Annotated in this window: 24 protein-coding genes, 1 pseudogene and 1 riboswitch; of the genes and pseudogenes, 16 read left to right on the plus strand and 9 right to left on the minus strand. The window is 25.6% G+C overall.

The window, feature by feature from the left end:
• The first annotated feature begins 423 nt into the window (after positions 1-423).
• The 15 genes from ACZ91P_RS00620 to ACZ91P_RS00690 all read left to right on the plus strand — a co-directional run bounded on the left by ACZ91P_RS00620 (position 424) and on the right by ACZ91P_RS00690 (position 14,733).
• Entirely contained in the window at positions 424-1,104 is a 681-nt protein-coding gene (locus ACZ91P_RS00620; protein ID WP_465157540.1) for a hypothetical protein, read from the plus strand.
• A gap of 231 nt (positions 1,105-1,335) precedes the next feature.
• Positions 1,336-2,094, plus strand: a complete 759-nt coding sequence (locus tag ACZ91P_RS00625) for a hypothetical protein (protein WP_465157541.1) — start codon at positions 1,336-1,338, stop codon at positions 2,092-2,094.
• A gap of 100 nt (positions 2,095-2,194) precedes the next feature.
• Positions 2,195-3,196 carry an alcohol dehydrogenase catalytic domain-containing protein gene (locus ACZ91P_RS00630; protein WP_465157542.1) on the plus strand — a complete coding sequence of 334 codons (1,002 nt, stop codon included), beginning with the start codon at positions 2,195-2,197 and terminating at the stop codon, positions 3,194-3,196.
• A 28-nt stretch (positions 3,197-3,224) separates the two neighbouring features.
• Entirely contained in the window at positions 3,225-4,211 is a 987-nt protein-coding gene (gene ftsY, locus ACZ91P_RS00635; protein WP_465157543.1) for a signal recognition particle-docking protein FtsY, read from the plus strand.
• A complete protein-coding gene (ylxM, locus tag ACZ91P_RS00640; RefSeq protein WP_338990088.1) occupies positions 4,211-4,531 on the plus strand; it encodes a YlxM family DNA-binding protein in 321 nt (106 codons plus the stop codon). The genes ftsY and ylxM overlap by 1 nt, the downstream gene beginning before the upstream one ends.
• Before the next feature lie 12 nt (positions 4,532-4,543).
• Entirely contained in the window at positions 4,544-5,344 is an 801-nt protein-coding gene (locus ACZ91P_RS00645) for a TIGR00282 family metallophosphoesterase (RefSeq protein WP_465157544.1), read from the plus strand.
• 16 nt (positions 5,345-5,360) lie between these two features.
• Positions 5,361-6,299, plus strand: a complete 939-nt coding sequence (locus ACZ91P_RS00650) for a hypothetical protein (RefSeq protein WP_465157545.1) — start codon at positions 5,361-5,363, stop codon at positions 6,297-6,299.
• Between the two features lie 51 nt (positions 6,300-6,350).
• A riboswitch (SAM riboswitch) is annotated at positions 6,351-6,456 on the plus strand.
• Between the two features lie 108 nt (positions 6,457-6,564).
• Positions 6,565-7,716 carry a methionine adenosyltransferase gene (gene metK / locus ACZ91P_RS00655; protein WP_465157546.1) on the plus strand — a complete coding sequence of 384 codons (1,152 nt, stop codon included), beginning with the start codon at positions 6,565-6,567 and terminating at the stop codon, positions 7,714-7,716.
• A 43-nt stretch (positions 7,717-7,759) separates the two neighbouring features.
• Positions 7,760-8,581: an HAD family hydrolase gene (locus ACZ91P_RS00660; RefSeq protein WP_465157548.1), complete on the plus strand. Its 822-nt coding sequence runs from the start codon at positions 7,760-7,762 to the stop codon at positions 8,579-8,581.
• A 115-nt stretch (positions 8,582-8,696) separates the two neighbouring features.
• Positions 8,697-9,230: a helix-turn-helix domain-containing protein gene (locus ACZ91P_RS00665; protein WP_465157549.1), complete on the plus strand. Its 534-nt coding sequence runs from the start codon at positions 8,697-8,699 to the stop codon at positions 9,228-9,230.
• 24 nt (positions 9,231-9,254) lie between these two features.
• A complete protein-coding gene (gene potA, locus ACZ91P_RS00670; protein WP_465157550.1) occupies positions 9,255-10,307 on the plus strand; it encodes a spermidine/putrescine ABC transporter ATP-binding protein in 1,053 nt (350 codons plus the stop codon).
• A gap of 9 nt (positions 10,308-10,316) precedes the next feature.
• Positions 10,317-11,288 carry a spermidine/putrescine ABC transporter permease gene (gene potB, locus ACZ91P_RS00675; RefSeq protein ID WP_465157552.1) on the plus strand — a complete coding sequence of 324 codons (972 nt, stop codon included), beginning with the start codon at positions 10,317-10,319 and terminating at the stop codon, positions 11,286-11,288.
• On the plus strand, positions 11,272-13,860 hold the full coding sequence (locus ACZ91P_RS00680) for an ABC transporter permease subunit (protein WP_465157553.1): 2,589 nt from the start codon (positions 11,272-11,274) through the stop codon (positions 13,858-13,860). The genes potB and ACZ91P_RS00680 overlap by 17 nt, the downstream gene beginning before the upstream one ends.
• Before the next feature lie 82 nt (positions 13,861-13,942).
• Positions 13,943-14,278: a hypothetical protein gene (locus tag ACZ91P_RS00685; RefSeq protein WP_465157554.1), complete on the plus strand. Its 336-nt coding sequence runs from the start codon at positions 13,943-13,945 to the stop codon at positions 14,276-14,278.
• A gap of 242 nt (positions 14,279-14,520) precedes the next feature.
• Entirely contained in the window at positions 14,521-14,733 is a 213-nt protein-coding gene (locus ACZ91P_RS00690; protein ID WP_465157555.1) for a hypothetical protein, read from the plus strand.
• A 560-nt stretch (positions 14,734-15,293) separates the two neighbouring features.
• On the opposite strand, the pseudogene ACZ91P_RS00695 reads toward ACZ91P_RS00690, so the two are convergent.
• The 3 genes and pseudogenes from ACZ91P_RS00695 to ACZ91P_RS00705 form a co-directional block, all read right to left on the minus strand.
• A pseudogene (locus ACZ91P_RS00695) lies at positions 15,294-16,271 on the minus strand (IS30 family transposase).
• A gap of 98 nt (positions 16,272-16,369) precedes the next feature.
• Complete coding sequence (locus ACZ91P_RS00700; protein ID WP_465157556.1) at positions 16,370-17,389, minus strand: hypothetical protein; 1,020 nt, start codon at positions 17,387-17,389, stop codon at positions 16,370-16,372.
• Positions 17,389-18,396 carry a hypothetical protein gene (locus tag ACZ91P_RS00705; protein ID WP_465157557.1) on the minus strand — a complete coding sequence of 336 codons (1,008 nt, stop codon included), beginning with the start codon at positions 18,394-18,396 and terminating at the stop codon, positions 17,389-17,391. Before ACZ91P_RS00705 ends, ACZ91P_RS00700 begins: the two co-directional genes overlap by 1 nt.
• Positions 18,397-18,454: 58 nt before the next feature.
• On the opposite strand from ACZ91P_RS00705, the gene ACZ91P_RS00710 reads away from it, so the two are divergent.
• Positions 18,455-18,586, plus strand: a complete 132-nt coding sequence (locus ACZ91P_RS00710) for a hypothetical protein (protein ID WP_258272988.1) — start codon at positions 18,455-18,457, stop codon at positions 18,584-18,586.
• 69 nt (positions 18,587-18,655) lie between these two features.
• Here ACZ91P_RS00710 and ACZ91P_RS00715 read toward each other — a convergent pair whose 3' ends face one another.
• The 6 genes from ACZ91P_RS00715 to ACZ91P_RS00740 form a co-directional block, all read right to left on the minus strand.
• Complete coding sequence (locus ACZ91P_RS00715) at positions 18,656-18,925, minus strand: hypothetical protein (protein WP_465157558.1); 270 nt, start codon at positions 18,923-18,925, stop codon at positions 18,656-18,658.
• A gap of 15 nt (positions 18,926-18,940) precedes the next feature.
• Positions 18,941-19,480: a hypothetical protein gene (locus tag ACZ91P_RS00720; protein ID WP_465157559.1), complete on the minus strand. Its 540-nt coding sequence runs from the start codon at positions 19,478-19,480 to the stop codon at positions 18,941-18,943.
• The gene (locus ACZ91P_RS00725; protein ID WP_465157560.1) at positions 19,481-19,876 is read right to left on the minus strand and encodes a hypothetical protein; all 396 of its coding nucleotides are present in this window, start codon (positions 19,874-19,876) and stop codon (positions 19,481-19,483) included.
• Positions 19,877-19,888: 12 nt separating this feature from the next.
• Positions 19,889-20,305 (minus strand): hypothetical protein, encoded by a 417-nt coding sequence (locus ACZ91P_RS00730; RefSeq protein ID WP_465157561.1) that lies wholly within the window; start codon positions 20,303-20,305, stop codon positions 19,889-19,891.
• Between the two features lie 86 nt (positions 20,306-20,391).
• Positions 20,392-20,793 carry a hypothetical protein gene (locus tag ACZ91P_RS00735; RefSeq protein ID WP_465157562.1) on the minus strand — a complete coding sequence of 134 codons (402 nt, stop codon included), beginning with the start codon at positions 20,791-20,793 and terminating at the stop codon, positions 20,392-20,394.
• The gene (locus ACZ91P_RS00740; protein ID WP_465157563.1) at positions 20,775-21,482 is read right to left on the minus strand and encodes a hypothetical protein; all 708 of its coding nucleotides are present in this window, start codon (positions 21,480-21,482) and stop codon (positions 20,775-20,777) included. The genes ACZ91P_RS00735 and ACZ91P_RS00740 overlap by 19 nt, the downstream gene beginning before the upstream one ends.
• Positions 21,483-21,511 lie beyond the last annotated feature (29 nt).

Genomic DNA, 21,511 nt, shown 5'->3' on the forward strand with positions numbered 1-21,511 from the left:
ATGAGTGTAAAACTGTTAGAAGTTATAATAAAAGTATAAATAAGAGAGGAAGTAGAAATGAGTACGGGAGAAATAGTTACCGTTATTGTTGCTTAGTTATCATTCATAAGTATAATTATTTTTTCAATATTTACTTTTATTGCTAATAAAAATAATCAACTAAATAAAGTAAAAATTGATGAAATACATAAAAAGTTAATAGAAAATAATTCAAGAATAATGGAAATTCTAATAAACAAAACATCTTCCACAATTGACAATGCGATTAATGGTTTTATAAAATTATTTAAACAAAGTAATAAAGATCAATCATATGAAAGAATGGAAGGGGAAATAACAAACTCCAATGAACCTGATATTAGTTAAAAGATACTTTTTAAATAAAAAAGTAATATGAAAATAATAATGTTTAGGAGGAAAATTATGACTTATAAAGATAAAGAAAAATTACAAGCAAAATTTATTAATGGATTTATTAAAAATGAATTTTATGATGTAATTTTTAATTACTGGACATTATTAAAGAATAAGCAGATTAATAATCAAAAGAAGATAGAAAAAAGAACATCGTCTAAACAATTGGCAGATAATTTTGTTAAAAAACTATTAAATAATATTTTTAGTTTAAAACATGAAATATTTAATAATAGTAAAAAAACTTTTACTGAACTTGAACAAGAAAAAGTAGAAAGCAAAAAACCAGAAAATTTTAAAGAATACTTTTATTTTTTTCAAACTTTTAAATATCAAAGACAATTTAAAAAAATGTTTAAATTATTGAAAAAAGCTTCAAAAGAATATCAAGTATTATTTATTAAAATGGTGTTGATAATCCGGTTTTCTGTTGACCGTAGTGAAGAAATATGACAATGAATATTAAATAGAATTGATTGAAGTCTTGCCTTAGACCTTGTTGAAAAAAATAATAATTCAGACCAATTTATTCTTTTTGCAAAGCACTTTTTAAAAGAAGTTAATAACAATATGATTAAAGAATGAGAAGGAAAAATTAAAAATAAAAAATTAAGCAATGATGTGATAACATCTATTTCTAATTTTTATCATACATTGAAAAATAAATATAATTATCATATATCTAATTAAAAATTCTTTTTACAAAATAAAAAGTTTTATAAGAAGAATTTTTTAATAATTAAATTATGTTCTTACTAAAGTTAACTTTAAAATAATGGTTGGTATTATGTTCTTCCTTCTAAATTTATTTTAAAGACTTAAAAGGTTATAGTTTTTAAACTATAACCTAATAATTGCCTTTAATTTAGGGCTTTTTATGATATAATTAACTTAATTAATTTATAATAAGAGGTAACCAATATGAAGTGAGAACCGCAACAAACGATTGAAATATTAAAAGAATATGTTTATAGTAAAAACAGACTTGATGAATATCGTAATCGTGTGGCATTATCAAATTTACAATTACTACCTTTTTATTCAAAAGAAGATAAAAGTGAATCTGTTTCATCAGTTGTTGTTCGTTTTATTAATGAAAAAGAAATTAAAAAAGCATATGATAAAAATACTTATCAATGAATTATAAATAGTTTAGAAGAAACTATTTTAAATTCTTTTAAAATGGGTGAAAATATTATTGGAATTCATCGCCATGAAAATATTTATTTGGCATTATACGAAGATGAAGGGGATTTAAATTATTTAATTGAAATTGCTAATTATATTAATACAACTGTTAAAATTATTAATTATACATTATATGAAAAATATCAAGCTGTCCGTGAGGTTAGAATTGGCATTGGGATTGCGAATGATCCATCAATTGAAAGAATTAACGATTTAGAAGAGAGTTTTATTGTTCCATTTAATGAAGATATTAAGGATAGTGTGCAATTAGCAGAAACATATGCGGCAGAAGTTATTATGTTTAATAATTTACCAGTTTGTACTGATGCCTGGGTTTTTATGAATTTAACTGATGAGAATCAAGAACTAATTCGAAAAAATTCACGTCAATATTTTAATTTAAGAACACCTCGTCAACGTTTATTTACGGATTTAATTGATCCTAATGTTGCAGGAGAACTTGAACGAGGTACCTTGCAAGTTGAAGAATAAGATCAAAATAATTAGGTTAAAGTTATTTAGTCTTATTCTTTTTTGTTTAACATCATTATTATTTCGGTATAATCATAAGTAGAAAGTGAAGTGGAAGAAAATGCAAGCATTAATTTTTCAAGGAAAAAAGAAAATTGAATGAACTGAAACTAACGAGTCAATTATTAAAAAAGCAACAGATATTATTGTTAAAATTGATGGATTTACTTTTTCACATGCGGATTATCGTCCATATTCGGGGCATGATAATAGTGTTGTTCCTAACACAATTATGGGACATGAAGGAATTGGCGTCGTGACAGCAATTGGAGCTGATATTACAAAACTTAAAATTGGTGATTGCGTTGCAATTGGATGTGTTACTCATTGTAATATTTGTCAATGATGTGAACAAAAAGCATTTGCTAATTGTACTAATGGTGGTTTTATTTTGGGAACTAAAATTAATGGAACGCATGCTGAATATGTTCGTGTTCCTTATGGGGAAAATAGTGTTATTAAAATTCCAAAAACAATGAATTTAACTGATGCATTAATGTTAAGCGATGTGTTACCAACAGGATATGAAAATGTTATTAAAAAAATTGATTTAAAACAAATTAATAATATTGCTATTATTGGTGATGGACCAATTGGTTTAGGCATTTTATTGTTATTAAATAAATATAATAAAAAAATTGATATTTATGGTCATCATAATCAAAAATTAAATTATTTTTTAAAAATGGGGGCATATAAAATTTATGATAGTACTTTAACTACTTTTGATATTAAATATGATTTAGTAATTGAATGTGTAGGTAATGACCGGGGTACTTTTGAGCAGGCACAACAAATGATTAATTTTAATGGTACAATTATTACAATTGGTGTTTTTAAAAAACCAGTTGTCTTTAACTTACAACAATTATGAAATCAAAATATTACTATTCATACCGGAATTTTAAATTGTTATACTTTAAAAGAACTTGTATTAAAAATTGAAAATAAGGAAATTATTCCGAAGTATTTAGTATCAAAAACTTTTAATAGAAATGAAGTGTTAAAAGCATATGAAACTTTTATGGAGACAGATATTTTTAAAGTTGTTGTGAAATTATAACAAGCAATAGAATAGGGTGAAGGAAAAAATGGGTTTTTTTCAAAAATTAAAAGCAAAACGTGAAGAAAAAAAACAGATTAAATTAGAAAAGACGTTACGTAAAACACGTTTAACCTTTTCTAATGATATTAAAAAATTAGCACATAAGTATAAAGAATATGATCATCAATACTTAGAAGAATTAGAAGAAATTTTAATTGCAAGTGATATGGGAATGAATATGGTTTTACAAATTACTAATCAAATTCGTAAAAAAGTACGAAAAGGTTGAAGCATTGAGGACACAAATGATTATTTGGTTGAAGTAATTATGGATTTATATAATGATCCAAAAAGTAAACAAAATAAATTAAATATTAAAGACCAGCGCTTAAATGTTATTTTGATGGTTGGTGTTAATGGTGCCGGTAAGACAACAACTATTGCTAAATTAACAAAACAATTTCTTGATCAAAAGAAAAAGGTCCTATTAGTTGCTGGTGATACTTTTCGGGCAGGGGCGGTTGAACAATTAAATCAATGAGCAGAACGTTTAAATGTTAATATTGTTAAACCGTTAAAAGAAGGGCAAGATCCAGCTAGTGTTATTTATGATGGATTAGTTAAAGGAAAAAAAGAACAAGTTGATATTATTATTATTGATACAGCGGGACGTTTACAAAAAAAAGTTAATTTAATGAATGAATTAAATAAAATTAATCGTATTATTCAACGCGAAATTCCCGATGCTCCACATGAAACCTTATTAGTAATTGACGGGGTTACTGGTCAAAATGGTATTTCACAAGCAAAGAATTTTTCGGAGATAACCGATGTTAGTGGGATTGTTTTGACAAAAATGGATGGTACGGCTAAAGGAGGCGTTGTTTTAGCAATTAAGGACCAATTAAATATTCCCGTTAAGTTAATTGGTTTGGGTGAGCAACCAACTGATTTACAAGAATTTGATATTGAGCAATATATTTATAATTTAACCAAAGATTTATTTAACAAGGATGAAGTGGAAATAGAATAATGAAAGATTTGGAAAAATCAAATGAGTTAATTCTTTTATATGAATTATATCGGGAATTATTAACAACAAAGCAAAGAGAATATTTTGAATTATATTTTTTTGATGATTATTCATTAAGTGAAATTGCAGGGTTAAAAAATGTTTCGCGTAATGCTGTTTATGATTCATTGGTAAAAATTACAAATGCTTTGCATAAATTTGAAAATAACTTACAATTAGGTTATAAGCAACATCAGCGAGATATCATTTATCAAGAATTTGAAAATATTAAGGAATGTGCTGGATTAATAAAAAAATTAAAAAAAATTGATAGTGATTAAGGAGAAACTAAAATGAATATTTTAATGATTGGTGATATTTATGCACAAGCTGGACGTACAGCTGTTAATAAATATTTGCCACAAATAATAAAAAAATATAAGCTTGATTTAATTATTGCAAATGGTGAAAATACTACCCATGGGAAATCATTATCAAAGCATCATTATAATGAATTAAAAGAAATGGGGATTAATATTATTACTTCCGGAAATCATATTTTTCGTAATCCAGAAGTTTTAAATTATATTGAAGAAGTAAATGATTTATTAAAACCAGCAAATATGAATTCGTTTACACCTGGGAAAGGCACAATTGTTATTAAGATTAATAATAAAAAAATTCGTGTGACTAATTTAATGGGTCGTAGTTTTATGGACCCAGTAGATAATCCATACACAATTTTTGAAGAAATTATTAATAATGATGATAGTGAGCTTCATTTTGTTGATTTTCATGCCGAAGCTAGTGCAGAAAAATTAGCTTTTGCTTGGAATTATGATGGTATTATTACTGGTTTTTTTGGAACGCACACTCATGTTCAAACAGCAGATAATCGAATATTGCCAAAAGGAACAGCATATATTACCGATGTTGGGATGTGTGGTAGTTATAATTCAATTATTGGGGCAAATCCAAAAGAAATTATTCTTAAGGAAAAAACTGGTTTACCAGTGCGTTTTGAACCAGCAGCTGAAAATGATAAATTAATTTTTTCAGCGGTATGATTACAAGTAGATGATAAAACTAACCAAGCAGTGAAAATTGAACGAATTTTAATTCATCCAGAAAATGAAGCTAATTTTTTAGGATAATAAAGGAGTAACTTAAATGACTAGTTTAATTAAAACGAGTGTAATCATTATTGTTGTTTGTATTATTCTAGGAATTTTTTTGTGTTGTTATTTTTTTCTACGTTGTTATCGTCTTTTAAACAAGAAAACAAAACGAGGAGAAATTCAATTACCTGAATATATCGAACATAAACACTTTCTTACTTCTGATCAATATGAATTATCAACATTAGGAACAATTGATAAAACTGGTCAGGATATTATTTTAGCAGTTCATGATTTATACGGTAGTAAGGAAAATTTTACTGGTTTAATTAATAATGAAATATGAGCTAAGCATAAAGTTTCAGTAATTGCTTTTAATCAACGCAATATCGGAAATAATGTGCCAACTAGTATTAAAAATGTTGGAGTTTTAGTGAATGATATTATTGACGTAATTACAGCATTAAAAAATAAATATGAACAACAAAGAATTATTTTATTATTAGAAGGATTTTCATGTGGTTTAATTAATTTATTATTGAAACAAAAACCATTAATTGAAAAAGTTGTTTTTGTTAATCCAATTACAAATTTAAATGGAATAAGATTTTCAATGATTAGCAAAATTGGGATTGGATTTGGTTTTTTATTTAATTTAAACAAAACTCTTAAAATTCATATTGATTATCAAATTTTAAGTCAAAATGAAGATTATAGTACTTTAATGTTGGAAAAAGAACAAACTTATTTTTTAAATCAAATTTTACAATTTAATTATCTTAATAAAAAGATAGAAAAACAAATTAATAATCTTAAAGTAAAAACTTTAATATTACAAGCAGAGGTTGATAAATTTTATGATACAAAACAAGTAACTTTAATTAATAATGGACTAGTTAAAATAAAAAAAATTGAAACAGCAAAACATTACTTATTCACTAATCAAAATATTAGTGTTGAAATTCTTACCGAAATAATTAATTTAAATTAAAATTAACTAATTTTTAAGTTATAATATACTTGTTGTGAAGTAACAACATAAAACTTATTCAGAAGTGGTTAGTACGCTAAGCAATGATCCACTAGCAACCCTATATTTAACTAGAAGGTGCTTTTAGCAGGGCAAAATGATATGCTACCAATAAGATTTATTAGTTATTGAATAGAACTTAACTATTAATTTATATGTAAACATATTGTTATTAATGCCACATTATTCTGATGTGGTTTTATTTATGATTAAGGAGAAGAAAAAGATGGGAAAAGAGCGAATTTTATTTACATCAGAATCAGTATCAGAAGGGCATCCTGATAAGATTTGTGATCAAATTTCAGATGCTGTTTTAGATACATGCTTAAAAGAAGACCCTTTATCACGGGTAGCATGTGAATGCTTTATTACAACAAACCGGGTTATTATTGGTGGTGAGATTACAACAAAAGCAAAAGTTGATTATGCCAATGTAGCACGTAAAGTATTAAAAGAAATTGGTTATAATGATGCAGAATGAGGAATTGATTGACAAACTTCTGAAGTTGAAATATTAGTTAAAACACAATCACCAGATATTTCACTTGGTGTTGATAAAGCTGGAGCTGGGGACCAAGGAATTATGTTTGGTTATGCAACAAATGAATCAGATAATTATATGCCGTTAGCAATTTCTATTGCTCATGCTTTAGTAAAGCGAGCAAGTATGCTACGTAAAAAAGGAATGTTTATTGGGGCACGACCAGATATGAAATCACAAGTAACGTTAGACATAACAAATGCTAAACATATTTATATTGATACAATCTTAATGTCAATTCAGCATGATGAAGATATTGATGAAGCTAAATTTAAACACTTTGTTATTACGGAAATTATGGAATCAGTTGTGCAAGAATTTAAAATGAATTTAGATTTTAAAGTTTTAATTAATCCAACTGGTCGATTTGTAATTGGTGGACCAAAAGGTGACGCTGGGTTAACAGGGCGAAAAATTATTGTTGATACATATGGTGGCTATGCACGGCATGGTGGTGGTGCTTTTTCGGGAAAAGATGGAACAAAAGTTGATCGTTCAGCAGCATATATGGCTCGTTATGTTGCAAAGAATATTGTTGCGGCAGGATTAACTGAACGATGTGAGATTCAATTATCTTATGCGATTGGAGTTGCTGAACCGATTTCAATTTTTGTTGAAACATTTGGAACTAATTTTGTTGCAAATGATATTATATTGAAGGCGATTAAAGAAAATTTTGATTTTCGTCCCCAAGCAATGATTAAAATGTTAGATTTACAAAAACCAATTTATCAACAAACGGCAACTTATGGGCATTTTGGTCGTTACCATACTGAACTACCATGAGAAAGATTAGATAAAGTTCAAAGTTTAATAAAATATTTACCAGGTGTTTAATTTTTAGATATAATTAACATAAAGAATAAGAGGAGAAAAACTAATGAAGTATAAGTTAATTGCTCTTGATTTGGATGGTACAACAGCAAGTAGAAATCGAATTTCAAAGCAAAATGTTGCAGCAATTAAGTGAGCATTGGCAAATGGGATTAAAGTGATTATTGCAACTGGGCGTAGTATTGGTGCGATTAGAAAAGTTGCAAAAAAATTAGGCATTATTGAAAATAAAATGCCAGTAATTGGTTTTAATGGTAGCATAATTTATGATTTTGCGAAAGAAAAAATTCTTCAACAAAATGTTTTTTCTAATGATGAATTAATCAATGTTTTTTATCTTGCTAATGAGTGTAAAATTCAATTATGATCATATTCAGTTAAGAATAAACATTTTGCTTATGTTAATATTAAGCATAGTTTGATGACTAAATGAATGAGTTTTCACACAAAACGAAAAAGAATATTAGTGTATGATCCTACTACTTTACATGACCAAGCTTACAAGTTTGTTGTTAGTGGAAAAAAAGAGAATGTTCAAAAATTTAAAGCAAAACTTTTAGTAAAATATGAATTTAATATTTTTGATTGGTCATATTTGTCAAATCAAAGTTTAAATTTAGAAATTAGTCCAAAGGGTAGTGACAAAAAAGATGCTTTAGAATATCTTGCTAAAATATATAATATTCAACCAGCAGAAATTATTGCGATGGGTGATGGTTCAAATGATTATGAAATGTTAAAATGAGCTGGCGTTGGAATTGCGATGGGAAATGCTAAAGCGGATATTAAAACTATTTCTGATGATACAACTGCCCATTATCGTCGCTCAGGAGTAGCAAAAGCAATTAATAAATATTTTAAAAAATAAAAAATATCATCAAAACTATTGATATTTTTTTTGTTTTTTTTATAATTAATGTGGTCGTAATTTAAAAACAAAAAGTTTAGTATAACTAAACAAAATTACCAAAGGAGGGTTGTCTATGTTACTAGGAGAGAAAATTAAACTATTACGTCAAAAAAATAATTTAACAATTGAAGAATTAGCAAATCGTTGTGAATTAACAAAAGGCTTTATTAGTCAACTTGAACGCGATATTTCTTCTCCGAGTATTGAAACACTAGAAAGTATTTTAGAAGTTTTAGGCACCAACTTAGCAGATTTTTTTAAACAAGAAAAAAATAGAAAATTCGTTTATGCAGCAAAAGAACATTATGAAGTTGAACAAAATAATTATCGAATTGAATGATTAGTTCCTAATGCGCAAGTAAATGAATTAGAACCAATTTTAATTCAAATTAAGCCGCAAGGAGAATCAGAACGGATATTACCATTTGAGGGCCAGATTTTTGGTTTTGTTTTGAAAGGAACAGTGTTAGTTTATTCTGGGCAAAAAGTACAAACAGCAGATACTCGTGATAGTTTTTATTTATATGGTAATAATCAACACTATTTAAAAAATGAAACAAATGAAGTTGTTGAGGTATTATGAATTTCAACACCACCAATATTTTAAAAGATTAGAAAAGGAGCAGGAGCATTGGAAACAAATATTTTAGAGTTACGAAACATTTCAAAACAATATGAAGGAAAAGTGGTTTTGAAAGGAATTAACTTAAACATTAAAGAAGGAGAATTTGTCACATTACTAGGACCATCAGGATGTGGAAAAACAACAACATTAAGAATTATTGCTGGATTTGAACAACCTAATAGTGGGGAATTATTATTTTTAGGAAAGGACTATTTAAAAACGCCAGTTCATAAACGAGAAGTTAATACTGTTTTTCAAAATTATGCTTTATTTCCGCATTTAACTGTTTTTGATAATATTGCTTATGGTTTAAAAGTTAAACGAGATAAGTATGATGTTATTGAAACTGAAGTAAAGAAATTTTTACAATTAGTAGGATTAAAAGGTTTTGAAGATAAATCAGTTGAACAATTATCGGGTGGTCAACGCCAGCGCGTTGCATTAGCACGAGCATTAATTAATAAGCCAAAGGTTTTGTTATTAGATGAACCAATGGCTGCATTAGATGTTAAGTTACGAAAAAAAATGCAAGCAGAATTAAAAACTTTGCAAGGAGAAATTGGAATTACTTTTATTTTAGTAACGCATGATCAAGAAGAAGCATTAACATTGTCTGATCGTATTATTGTAATGAATGATGGAGCAATTCAACAGGTTGGAACACCAGCGGAAATTTATAATGAACCAGAGAATTTATGAACAGCACAATTTATTGGTGACTCAAATATTATTTCAAATGCAATTTTTATTAAAGATAATTTAGTAGCAATTGATGGCAAAAAAATTGTTTGTGTTGACCGTGGATTTGGTGAAAATGAAGACCAAATTGATATTATTATTCGTCCTGAAGATATTGACATTGCTCCAGTTGGGAAAGGATTCTTTACAGGAACAGTTAAAAGAGTTAATTTTAAAGGAGTTCATTGAGAAATTATTGTTAAATGTAAAGAACGAAAATATTTAATTCATTCAACAGATAGAGTTGAAGAAGGTGATCAAGTTGATATTTCATGAAATGTTGAAGATATTCATGTTATGTGGAAAGAGATTGATGATTAAGGAGCAAGAATGATGGAAAACAAAAATAAACCACCAAAAAAAGGTAAAGGATGATTTAAAAAACAAGGTAGTAAAATTAAATCAATTAGTCAACATTTTGCTGCGTGATGTCGAACAAAATATTTAAACATTTCTTATCATGCAAAACAAAACAAATGGTTTAAAAGAGGGTTCAATCCAATTTTATGGTCACACCTTATTATTATGATTTTATTAATTGTTGTACCATTATTAATTATTTTATTATATTCGTTTATTCAACCAACCGGAAATAGTTTAGTTTTTGAAATTAATTTTAAAAATTTTGTAACTTTTTTTTCAGAGCAAAAATTTGTTATTGCACTATTCTTAGCCTTAGGTTATTCATTAATTGCGGCCTTAATTGCAATTGTGATTGCTTATCCAGTTGCTTATGTGATGGCATTTTGTAAATCAAAACTATTGTCAAAAAATATTTGAATTTTAGTAACCTTACCAATTTGAATTAATATGTTACTAAAAATTATTGGATTACAAACAATGTTTAATATTATTGCTCCAAGTTTACTTGGAACCCCAATTTCGGTTGTTATTGGAATGGTGTATGCATTTTTACCATTTGTAATTTTACCAATTTATAATAGTTTAGATAAAATTGATACTTCATTAATTGAAGCTTCAAAAGATTTGGGAGCAAATGGTTTTAAAACATTTTGAAAAGTTATTTTTCGTCAATCAATCCCAGGTATTATTGCAGGTGGAACATTATTATTAGTGCAAGCAGCAACTTCGTTAATTATTGTTAAATTTATGGGGAATGGTCGTATTAATTTAATTGTTGATGTAATTGAAGCATATTTCTTTAAAGGAGAAAACTTTGGAATTGGCGCAGCAATCTCAGTTGTCTTAGCCCTTATTGTTTTTTTAATTATTGTGCTATCAAATTCATTATCAAAATATTTTGAAACAAGAAAGGGGCGTCGCAATGAAAAAGTTTTTTAAATCATCTTATATGGCATTAATTATGTTATTCATTTATATTCCAATTATGATTTTAATTTTATTTTCATTTAATAGTGGTGAAAGTATGAGTATTTTTAATGGTTTTTCTGATCGTTGGTATAAACAACTTGCTAGTGAGCAACCTTTTTTACAAAGTATTATTGTGTCAGTTTTTACAGCAGTAATTGCAACTGTTATCTCAGTTATTATTGGCACTTTAGCTGCGATTGGATTAAGTCGAGCACGGCGAATTACACAAAAAATGACATTATCAATTACTAATATTCCATTAATTAATGCTGATATTATTACAGCTGTTTCGTTGATGATGTTATTTATTGCTTTAGGAGCAAATTTTGGAATGTTAACATTAGTTTTAGCGCATATTTCATTTGATGTTCCATATGTAATTATTACAGTATTACCACGCTTACGGAAAGTTGATACAAAATTAATTGAAGCTTCATTAGATTTAGGTGCAAAGCCCTCACAAACTTTGCGAAAAATTATTTTACCAATTTTAAAACCAGCAATTATTGCAGCTGCAGCAATTGCCTTTGCAATGAGTTTTGATGACTTTATTATCTCTTATTTTACTGGTGGTGACGATGTTAATGTCGCAACTTTTATTTATACAATGAAAAGAATTAAACCTTTTATTAATGCTTTTGGTACTATTTGTATTGCAATTATTGGAGTTATTATTATTGGATGAAATGGATGAAATGTTTATAAAATTAATTATAATAAATTTCGCCGAGAAATGTTAAAAGGAACTTATAAAGATAAAGATATTATGCGCTATGAAAAGAAATTAGCCTTTCTTTATCATCAATTAAATAATAAAAAAATTAATAATGAAAAACAAAAAGAACAATTACGCTGAAAAATTGTTAAACTAGAAAAAAAATATGATAAAAGTGTTTTATGAATTAAGAATAAAAAACAAACTTTTATTGAACGGCAAGAAACCAAAGAAAATATTAATAAAATATCAAGAAAAAAATTCCGTTGATTGGCAAAAAGTTGAAAGCCATTATCATTAGTAACAATTTCAGTTGGCTCAATTGCTTTGCTAACAGCAGTTTATATTAAAAATAATATTTATGATTTAGCAGTAGCAAATTGAGGTGAATATATTACTTCAAATTTAATTAGTAAGTTTGAAAAAAAATATAATGTAAAAGTTAAATATAGTGTTTATGATAGTAATGAAATATTGTATAACAAATTATATACGACACATTATGACGTGATGGTTCCAAGTGACTATATGGTTAATAAGTTAGCGCAAGAAGGACGTTTAGAAGAAATTGATTATCAAAAATTAAATAATGTTGATAAAAATTTCAACATTATTAAACCTAATCCAAATTATCATGGACAAGATGTCAAAGAATGAACAATTGGGAATGAATATTTTAATGATTTAAATGTTGATGTAGCAACAGTACAAAAAACAAATCCAGAATTTTATCAAAATTGTATTGTTCCTTTTACTTTGGATCTAACAACAGCAAAATGTTTTGATAAAAATTATGCGGCATCATTAGCTGATGGATTATTAAATGTTTTAAATAAAAATAAACTGAAAGATGCTACTCAAAAAACAATTGTCAATTATAGTTTACCTTATTTTTGAGGAGAAGTATCACTTGTGATTAATCCAACAGAAAGTAACTTAAAATTTTTAGATGAGATATTTGCTAAAGCAAATCAAAATTTACCAACAACAGCTCAAGGAAAATTTGGTTATCAACGTGCAGAGTGAGAACCTAGTATAAATCGCGATCAAATTAAACTTAATGATGTTGAAAATAATAAGATTATCTCAAATGGCATTTCATGAGATATTTTATGACAAGCAGCCGCAGCAAATAAACGAGTTTTAATTAATAATGATCCACGAAATTTATTTATGTTAACTACTGAAAAAAATTATTTCAAACCAGTACCAACAACGCAAATGGAAGTTGAACATGGTTATAACGAATTAGCAACATTGTTAAAACATAATAATGTTGCCTTAATGAATGATGAGTTAATCAATGCAGTTGGTGATGTACGTTTTGATTTTGCTTTTATGTATAATGGGGATGCAATTTATGCGGATACATTATTTGCAAAGAGTCATGAAGAAGCGAAGGGAACAAAATTAATTATTACCCGCCCACGAGCAACAACGGCGTGAACACCAGAAACAGTTGAAGGAACTAACATTTGAAGTGATAATATGGTTTTATCAAAAAATGCTAGAAATCAGGAGTTAGCTTATAAATTTATGAATTTTATTATTCAAAATTCATCAGCATTAACAGAAGAAGCTAATTATACTTCACCATATCAACAAGTAATGGATTATGAAAATAATTATAATTATTATCGTAATGGTCATGATCCAGAATCTGGCGCAATGATTAATTATCAATGTGATTATGTTCCTGTAGCGAAACTTAATGAGAAGGGAATGTATGTTGCTCAACCAGAAATGGCCGATAGACCATTTGAAATAACTGATTTAGATGGTTATGTATTAAATAAATATAATATTTTAATTGCTGGGAAAAACTAATAATTATTTTAAAAATAAAAAATAAGATGATTATATAGTAATTTGAAAGTAGGGGAGAACAATTAAAAAGCAGGGGTATTTTATGTTTACAATTTTATTCGGAGTATTAGTTACGTTAATTTATTTTTTATTTTCTTTTCGTGATAATAATTATCAAAAAAATAAACCTACAACAGATTTTAATAACAATATTTATCAAATTGTTTTTACTAATAAATATAATTTGCCATTACTTAACAAAAATATTATTCCAAATCCGCTTCAGATAACTGAACAAATGCTTGGGATTTCAATTGAAGAAATTTTATTAAAATTTAATTTTAAGTTTCAAAATTATATGCCAATTAATCAAAATACATTGCAAAAAATATCGGCAATTGACAAATATTGGTTTAATTCGAAACTCAAAATATATTAAATGATACCATCGCTATTTAATTACCAAACAACTTTTGAATCAGGTTTTAATTCCACAATTTTTACATTCTCAAATAATAAATATTTTACAATTAGAAACTACTGATACAAAAAAGATAATAAATAAATTACAACAATATTTAGCAGGAACTTATGTAAAATATTTTAATATTTTAAGGTTATTTTGTGTTTTTTAATTTAAAATCTAAATTAAAATTTTAAAAACAAGAGCAATTTTTATTAGTGGGTGGTATTATTGGATTTAATTATTTATTATTAATTAATAGTTATTGGTCAATTTTAGTCGTTTTATGTTTAGGGTTTATTTTAATTTGGCAACAACAAAAAATTTATTGAGGAGTATTAATTTTTGCAATCATTGTTTCAGCATTATGTCATTATTATTTACAACAACCAAGTTTGCAGGAGAAGAACATTGTTTGTGGCAAAATTTAAAAACAAGGAAATGGTTATTATTATTTTAGTGTTTGTTGAAAAATTTTTGGTTGTATTCATTATTCTTAGGTTTTTAATAAAATTAAGTAATTAGAAACAAATTAAGTTTCGCTTATAATTAAATGATAACAAAATTTATAAAAAATTCAACTTTTTTTAAAAATATAATTTTTAGTTGAAAAAATAATTTATAAATTTATGAATTTTGACACACTAAAAAATACTTTTTAAAGTTATTGCTAATTTTAAAAGGTTTTTATTTTTTTATAAAGATAAAAATTGATTTTAAAATTGATTTAAATTAAATATATTAAATTCAATTTTTTCTTTATTATTTTTTTCAACTTTCTCATCATTAATTTGATTATTAAGTCTTAACATAGAAGCAATTATATTGTATAGTGTAAATGCAATTAGTTATTTCCTACTCTTATTAATTAAAATAATAGCACTTAAAAATAAGTTTGCAAGTATTTTTAAACTATTTTTTTAATTTATTTAAAATTACTATATTTGGGCACACTAAAAAATAATTTATTAAGTTTTTCTATTTAATAAATTTATTTAATATATTTATTAAATAACTGTGTTGGTGTTTCTCAATTTAAACAAGGTCTTATCTTATCATTAATTGTATTAATTATTCAATCTATTTTATCTTGTTTAATAATTCTAAAATCAGTACTTTTTGGTAATTCTCGCCTTATATCTCTATTCATTCTTTCTACAATTGGTTTTTGTGTAGGACTACCTTTATCACAAAAATATACATTTGTTTTAAGATGTTTTTCAATATCTTTTCAATTTCAAAATTCTTTTCCTTGATCAGTTATAATTCCCTTTAAATGTTTTTTTAAAAGTTTATTTTTAAAAATTTGTTTTAAAGTTTTTAATACTTCTGTTGAATTTTTTTCTTTTAATTTTTAAAAAAGGTAAATTTAGTAAATTCTTCTGTTAATGTTAAACATGTTGATTTCTTATCTTTACCAACAATAGTATCCATTTGAAATCAACCAAAAGTACCTTTTTCATGTTTTGCTTGTTTAATAGTTTTAAAATCATTGCTTAAATTACCACGTTTATATTTTTTCCCTTTATGTATCTTTTTTTTACTATGAAAATACAAATTACGTTTATTTAAACCAAATAAACCTAAATAAATATATTTATAAAGTGTTTTAAAACACATAGGGAATTTATCATTAAATTCAATTTCATATAATTTACATATTTGTTTAGGTGTATAATGAAATTTATTAAATTTTTCATCTAATCATAATAATTGTTTAAAAGTTAAAGTAGTTTTCTTTATACAATTTTTACGATTTTCTAAATATCGTTTATGTTCTTGCATAGGATAATATCGTTTAATATGTTTATAATGTTTTAAGTGATATTTAATAGTACTTTTATTACGACCCATATATCTTGCTATTTTTGATATATTAAGAGTGCCATTTTTTCTTAAAAATATCAGATTCTAACGATTCTTTTAAATTACATCTTTCAATAAAACTTAAATGTTTAAACTTTTTCATTTTTTGCTACCCTTTTTTAAAATATTTACATAATACAATAAAAAAAATAAAAGTAAATTATTGACATTAAATTTAATGATGATAAGATAATAATGAATTTAAATTAAATAGTTGAACATTACGGGCAATGAATAATTAATACATTTGATTTCGTCGTATTTTGCTCCTTGAAATTTACGGTCATAATTATAACGATATGTTAAATAATTAAATAAAACTTTATCTAAAGCATTTTTATTTATTAAATCTAAAATATCTTTACCTTGAATATAGTTTTTTGCAATACTTCATGGTAAAAAACTTTTGGTAAATCAATATTGAAATACTCTTAAATTAGGGTTTGTTTCAATTGACATTGATAATAATGGTACTAAACTAGCGTTTTCAACTATTGATGATGGATAAGAATAAACACCATTAATATTGCCTCAACACTTAATATTTCCAAATAACATTGATTTAGGGTATTTAATTTCAATGCCAGTAAATACTGTATCTTCTGGCAATGATTTTTGTAAAACTAAATGAATACTATTCTGATTTTTTCACTTAAAATCAGTTATTTTAACTAAGTGGGTAGATTTAATAATATCAATGTCATCAGGTGAATAAGGACGCTTATATTCTTCAATAATATAACGTTCATTTTTATTGTTTTCGGTAATTGGTTTATTAATAGAAACTATTTTTAAGTCATAGGATTCTAAAAATTCTTTATCTTGTTTTGAAATATCATTAATTAAAATATCTTTTTCATCAATCATTAGATAACTTGTACTATTATCTTGAACTGTGGTATTTTGTTGAATTTGTAATTTAAAATTAAAATCACTAATTTCATAACCAGTTATTTTAATATATTCTTCTTTGTCAATAAAACCTATTTTAACGCTATTTTGAGAATAGTTTAAGGTTGGTTTTTGTTTTGTCTTAACAAGATTATTAATTTTATAAATATATAAGGTTCTTGCATGGGTTTCTGTAAATAATTGTTCTAAATCAGGGTCGATGTACTGCGATTGACTAGCAAAATCTAACGGAATACTATCAATTGAATAGTCAATTGGTTCATCATTTTCTGCTAATTGTGCTAACATTTTTTCAGATGATTTTAACATTATTCTTGTTCTCCTTCTTCATTAGGCATATTGATAATAGTTTCGTTGTTTTTTAATTGTCTGTTTAAAGTAGCATTTACTGGTAAGCGAACATCAACAATTAACTCGTCAATATTTTTAATATTGAATGTTCTACTGTTTAAAATAGCATTATCATATTTAATTAACTTAATAATAAATTCAGTTAATTTAATTTCTCTAATATATATCATTTGTTCGTATGATGCGTTTGTTTGAATATTTACACCAGCAACTTCTGCCTGAGTTTGTTGTGCGCCCTTAGCAATGGCGGGAACATGATGTCCATTTATTTTATAGTAATTTGTTAATAATCAATCATATATTTTAGTTAATTGCTCACCTTTAAAATTACCAGGAATATAGTTTACTGGTTGAAAATTACTATCAGGGTCTCCTTTAACTAATAACAAGTCATTTTCAATAAATGATGCCAGCATTTTACTAATTTCTTGGTCAACCACACCAGTAACTCCATTAGTATTAATAGTAAATTTACCACTATTTAATAATGGATCTAACATTATCTTTTCAGCAATAATATCTAAAATACTAGCAAATTGTTTACCATAACGAGCAGAAGGCTCAAAATTAGGGTTATTAGGAATAATTTCAATGGGAATAAAATCAATTGGTAATATTTCTTCTCTTTGTAAAGTTGTATAGTTATTTCATTTAGCATCATCAATATATAAGTCGGTAATAGTACTATATAATCGTGTTTTTAACTTTCTAATAACTTTAACTTGTTTAGTTACAGGATCAATCTCTAATTTTTCAGTAATAAAAATACTCTGGTCATTTTTAAGATAAGGGTCATAATCAAAAGTGCAAGATACTAAATTACCTAATTCATCATACTGGTCATTGTAAAAATCAATAGTAATAAAATTAAGTTTTGAATTATTAGCAAAAATAAAATATGCACCCTTATCATTTTTATTAATTTTATATTTGTTATATCAATTCTTATTAGTAAAGTCTTGCATTTTTAAAAATTTATTAATTAATTTAGTGTCTAAATACTGTTTATTAATTGAATTATAAATGCTAATTTCTAAATCACGTGGATTTAAAAAATTAGCTTTATCTTCACAAATTCTTTTTTCTAAAATTTCATTATGTTTTTGAACAGTAACATTTTTACGATTAGTAATCGTTGATGCTAAATTAAGATAATAACTATCAATATCATAACTTTTTTTTAATTACTTTTTTTCTGGCAACAATCCCATTTATAACACCTTTTTATTTTGTTTCTTCTTTTTTAATAACATCTTCAATACTATCTTCTTTTTGTTGTTTGTTATGTGTTTTGATAAATCTAATTGTTTCAATAATCAAAACTATAATTCCAGCTCCGATAAGCATTGCTGAAACAATAACATATGCCCGTCAAAAAATACCTAATGTTTTTTCTCCTATAAAACAAATAATAATTCCTGCAATAAAAAACAATGATGAAACTCCAAAGATTTTCAAAAACATAATTACATCTTTAATATTTACTTTTGGCATAATAACATCTCCTTTTTAATTTACCTTTTTTCTTTCAATAAACACAAATCCCAAAGGTCTAAATGTTGCTGGACCATTAACTCCAATATTAATCAATCCATCAGGATTAATAGATAATGCTAAACATGCACTATTAACACCTATTTGATCATATATAACACCTATTGTTTGTCTAAAACTATGCCTTGTTTGCAACATCCTTTGACTTTTTAAATCTCCTTTGCTATCTTTTTCTGAGACTCAAATTCTATAAATATAATTTTCTTTTTCAAAATTAGGAATAGTATATCCTTTTTGACCAACTTTAAAATCACTAGTATCAACAATTTCTCAATCTGGAACTTTTGGTATAACAATTGATTTTTTTAATTCATCTAAAATTTCTTCTTTTATTTTTGCAAGTTTTTCATCTTTAATTTTTTCTATAACAAGTTTATCTAATAAAGCATCAACTTCTAATTGAGTATAATATGCTTCTAAATCAATCATTGTTAAATCAATACCTTCTTCTTGAAAAGTACGAAACATTTTCTTTAAAGTTGTTAAATTAGCCAATTATTTTGCATAGGTAGGCAATAAACCTTGTCAAGTAATCATAGGGTCATTTTGCGATGAATAATTAATATCACCAACACTCATATTTGCCGAAGTAAAAAATTCAATTGGAATGCGGTTAAATGTTCAATGCTCAATCGTAAAAAACACCATATTAATACAAATTTTCTTTAATAATGGATCTTTAAATGTTTCAAACTTTAGTTTTGAAAATGGATAGTTTAAGTAAGAATTAATCATATTTTGGGCTCTTAAAGCAAATGTTTTAAATCATAATTCTACATCACCTTTAAAAAACTTATTATAACGAACTGGAACTTGTGTAATTTTACCTGTCATTGGAATAAAATTATTATAATTTTCCAAAGTAACATTTTGTCATAATTCATTTAACATTTAATCATCTCCTTATCATTTACTTTTTTTAGAATATATTTTCTTTAATATAATTTTTTTACTATTTAGTAATGTTTTTGTTTTAATTGTTTTGTTTAAATCTTGTTTTGTTCTGAGTTGTTTATATGCTTGAAATACTAGTTCATTACCTAACAAACTAGTAACCGCACTATCTTCTAGCGTATTTAACAATTTATATTTATTAAAGTTATTTTTAAATTGTTCTTGCATTTTTAATATCTTAGCAATTGTCCGATATATTTTAAAACTATCTTTTACTACTTGCTGATAAACAAGTGGGGCAAAAGAAACTAAATTAAACAAACTTGTTTTTTTAAATCCCCAACCAATAAACCACTCACTGTTCATATAGAATTTAAACGGTTCAGGAGCCAAAACAAACTGTTCTGCTTTGATTAAAGTTGTCATAACGACAATAGGGACATATTTAGGATTTTTATAATATATTGTTAAAACAACTTCACCCGCAACTGATAAAGGAACAATTTTAACTGCTAAAAAAACATCAGAACCATAAGCAAAAGGTAATAATTGACCCTTTTAATAGACTTAGTTTCAAATTTAGATAATATTTTTTTAGTTTTATCAGTAATTTTACTAATTACTTTTTGTTTAATAGTAATTATTTGTTTTTCAATTGGGGCTAATAATTTTTTAGTTACTTTTTGAATATAAAAATTTGGGTTTAAATGATTTAAAATTTTATTTAATTTAATTGGTGTTTGATGAAAAATATTTAATAATTTATTATTATATATTTTACTGCCCCTCATTAAATTAGCATTTAATAGTAGATTTTTACCAACACCTTTTTTATAAAGATTAGTCATAATATTATATCACTCATTAATATTAATTTTACTTATTTTATCAATATTTAATCCATATTCAGACAATCATTTATTAGCATTTTTTCATTCACGGGTGGTATTTTTTGAACTAATTTAGGACTTATTTTTTGAATATTTTTCTCAATTTTTAATAAATTATTAATTGTCTCTAAATTAGAAACTTTAAAACCTTTATAAAAATCATTTCGGGCTAATTTTCCAATTGTATATAATAAAGTTTCATTATTAGCCTGCTTTGTAAAATCAAATATTAATTTATCAGATAAAATCTTTTTACCTGTAACTTGCCTTACAACATCTTCTAAGTTATTAGCAGTTATTAAACCTAATTTTTCAAGTAGTTTAGTTTCTTTTGCTAATTTTAAAATTCTAGTTGTTCGAACAGCACGCGTTAATTTGCCAATTCCCCCAATTGCTGGTAACAAATTTAAGGCGGTACTTTTTGCTGTTACTTCTGATGTTAATTTATCATATATTTGATTTACGGCAAAATCGGTTGCTGTTTCTACTCCAAACGAGATAAATGCTGCGGCAAAATTAGATAATCCCGCACCAAGACCAACAGCCGAAGCAATACCACCAGTTAAAACTGATAAACCAAGAGCTAAAACTTGAATTCCTAAAAATTCTAATAACTGTAAACCAAAACTTTTTTCTTGTTGTTGGATTAACAATCTAGTTGGAATTTTTTTAACAGCATAAATAAGGGCTGTTTTAGATGTTCCAATTGGCATATCATTTATCAAACGAAAAAGTACTATTT

The organism is Spiroplasma endosymbiont of Halictus nicosiae (genome assembly GCF_978018445.1).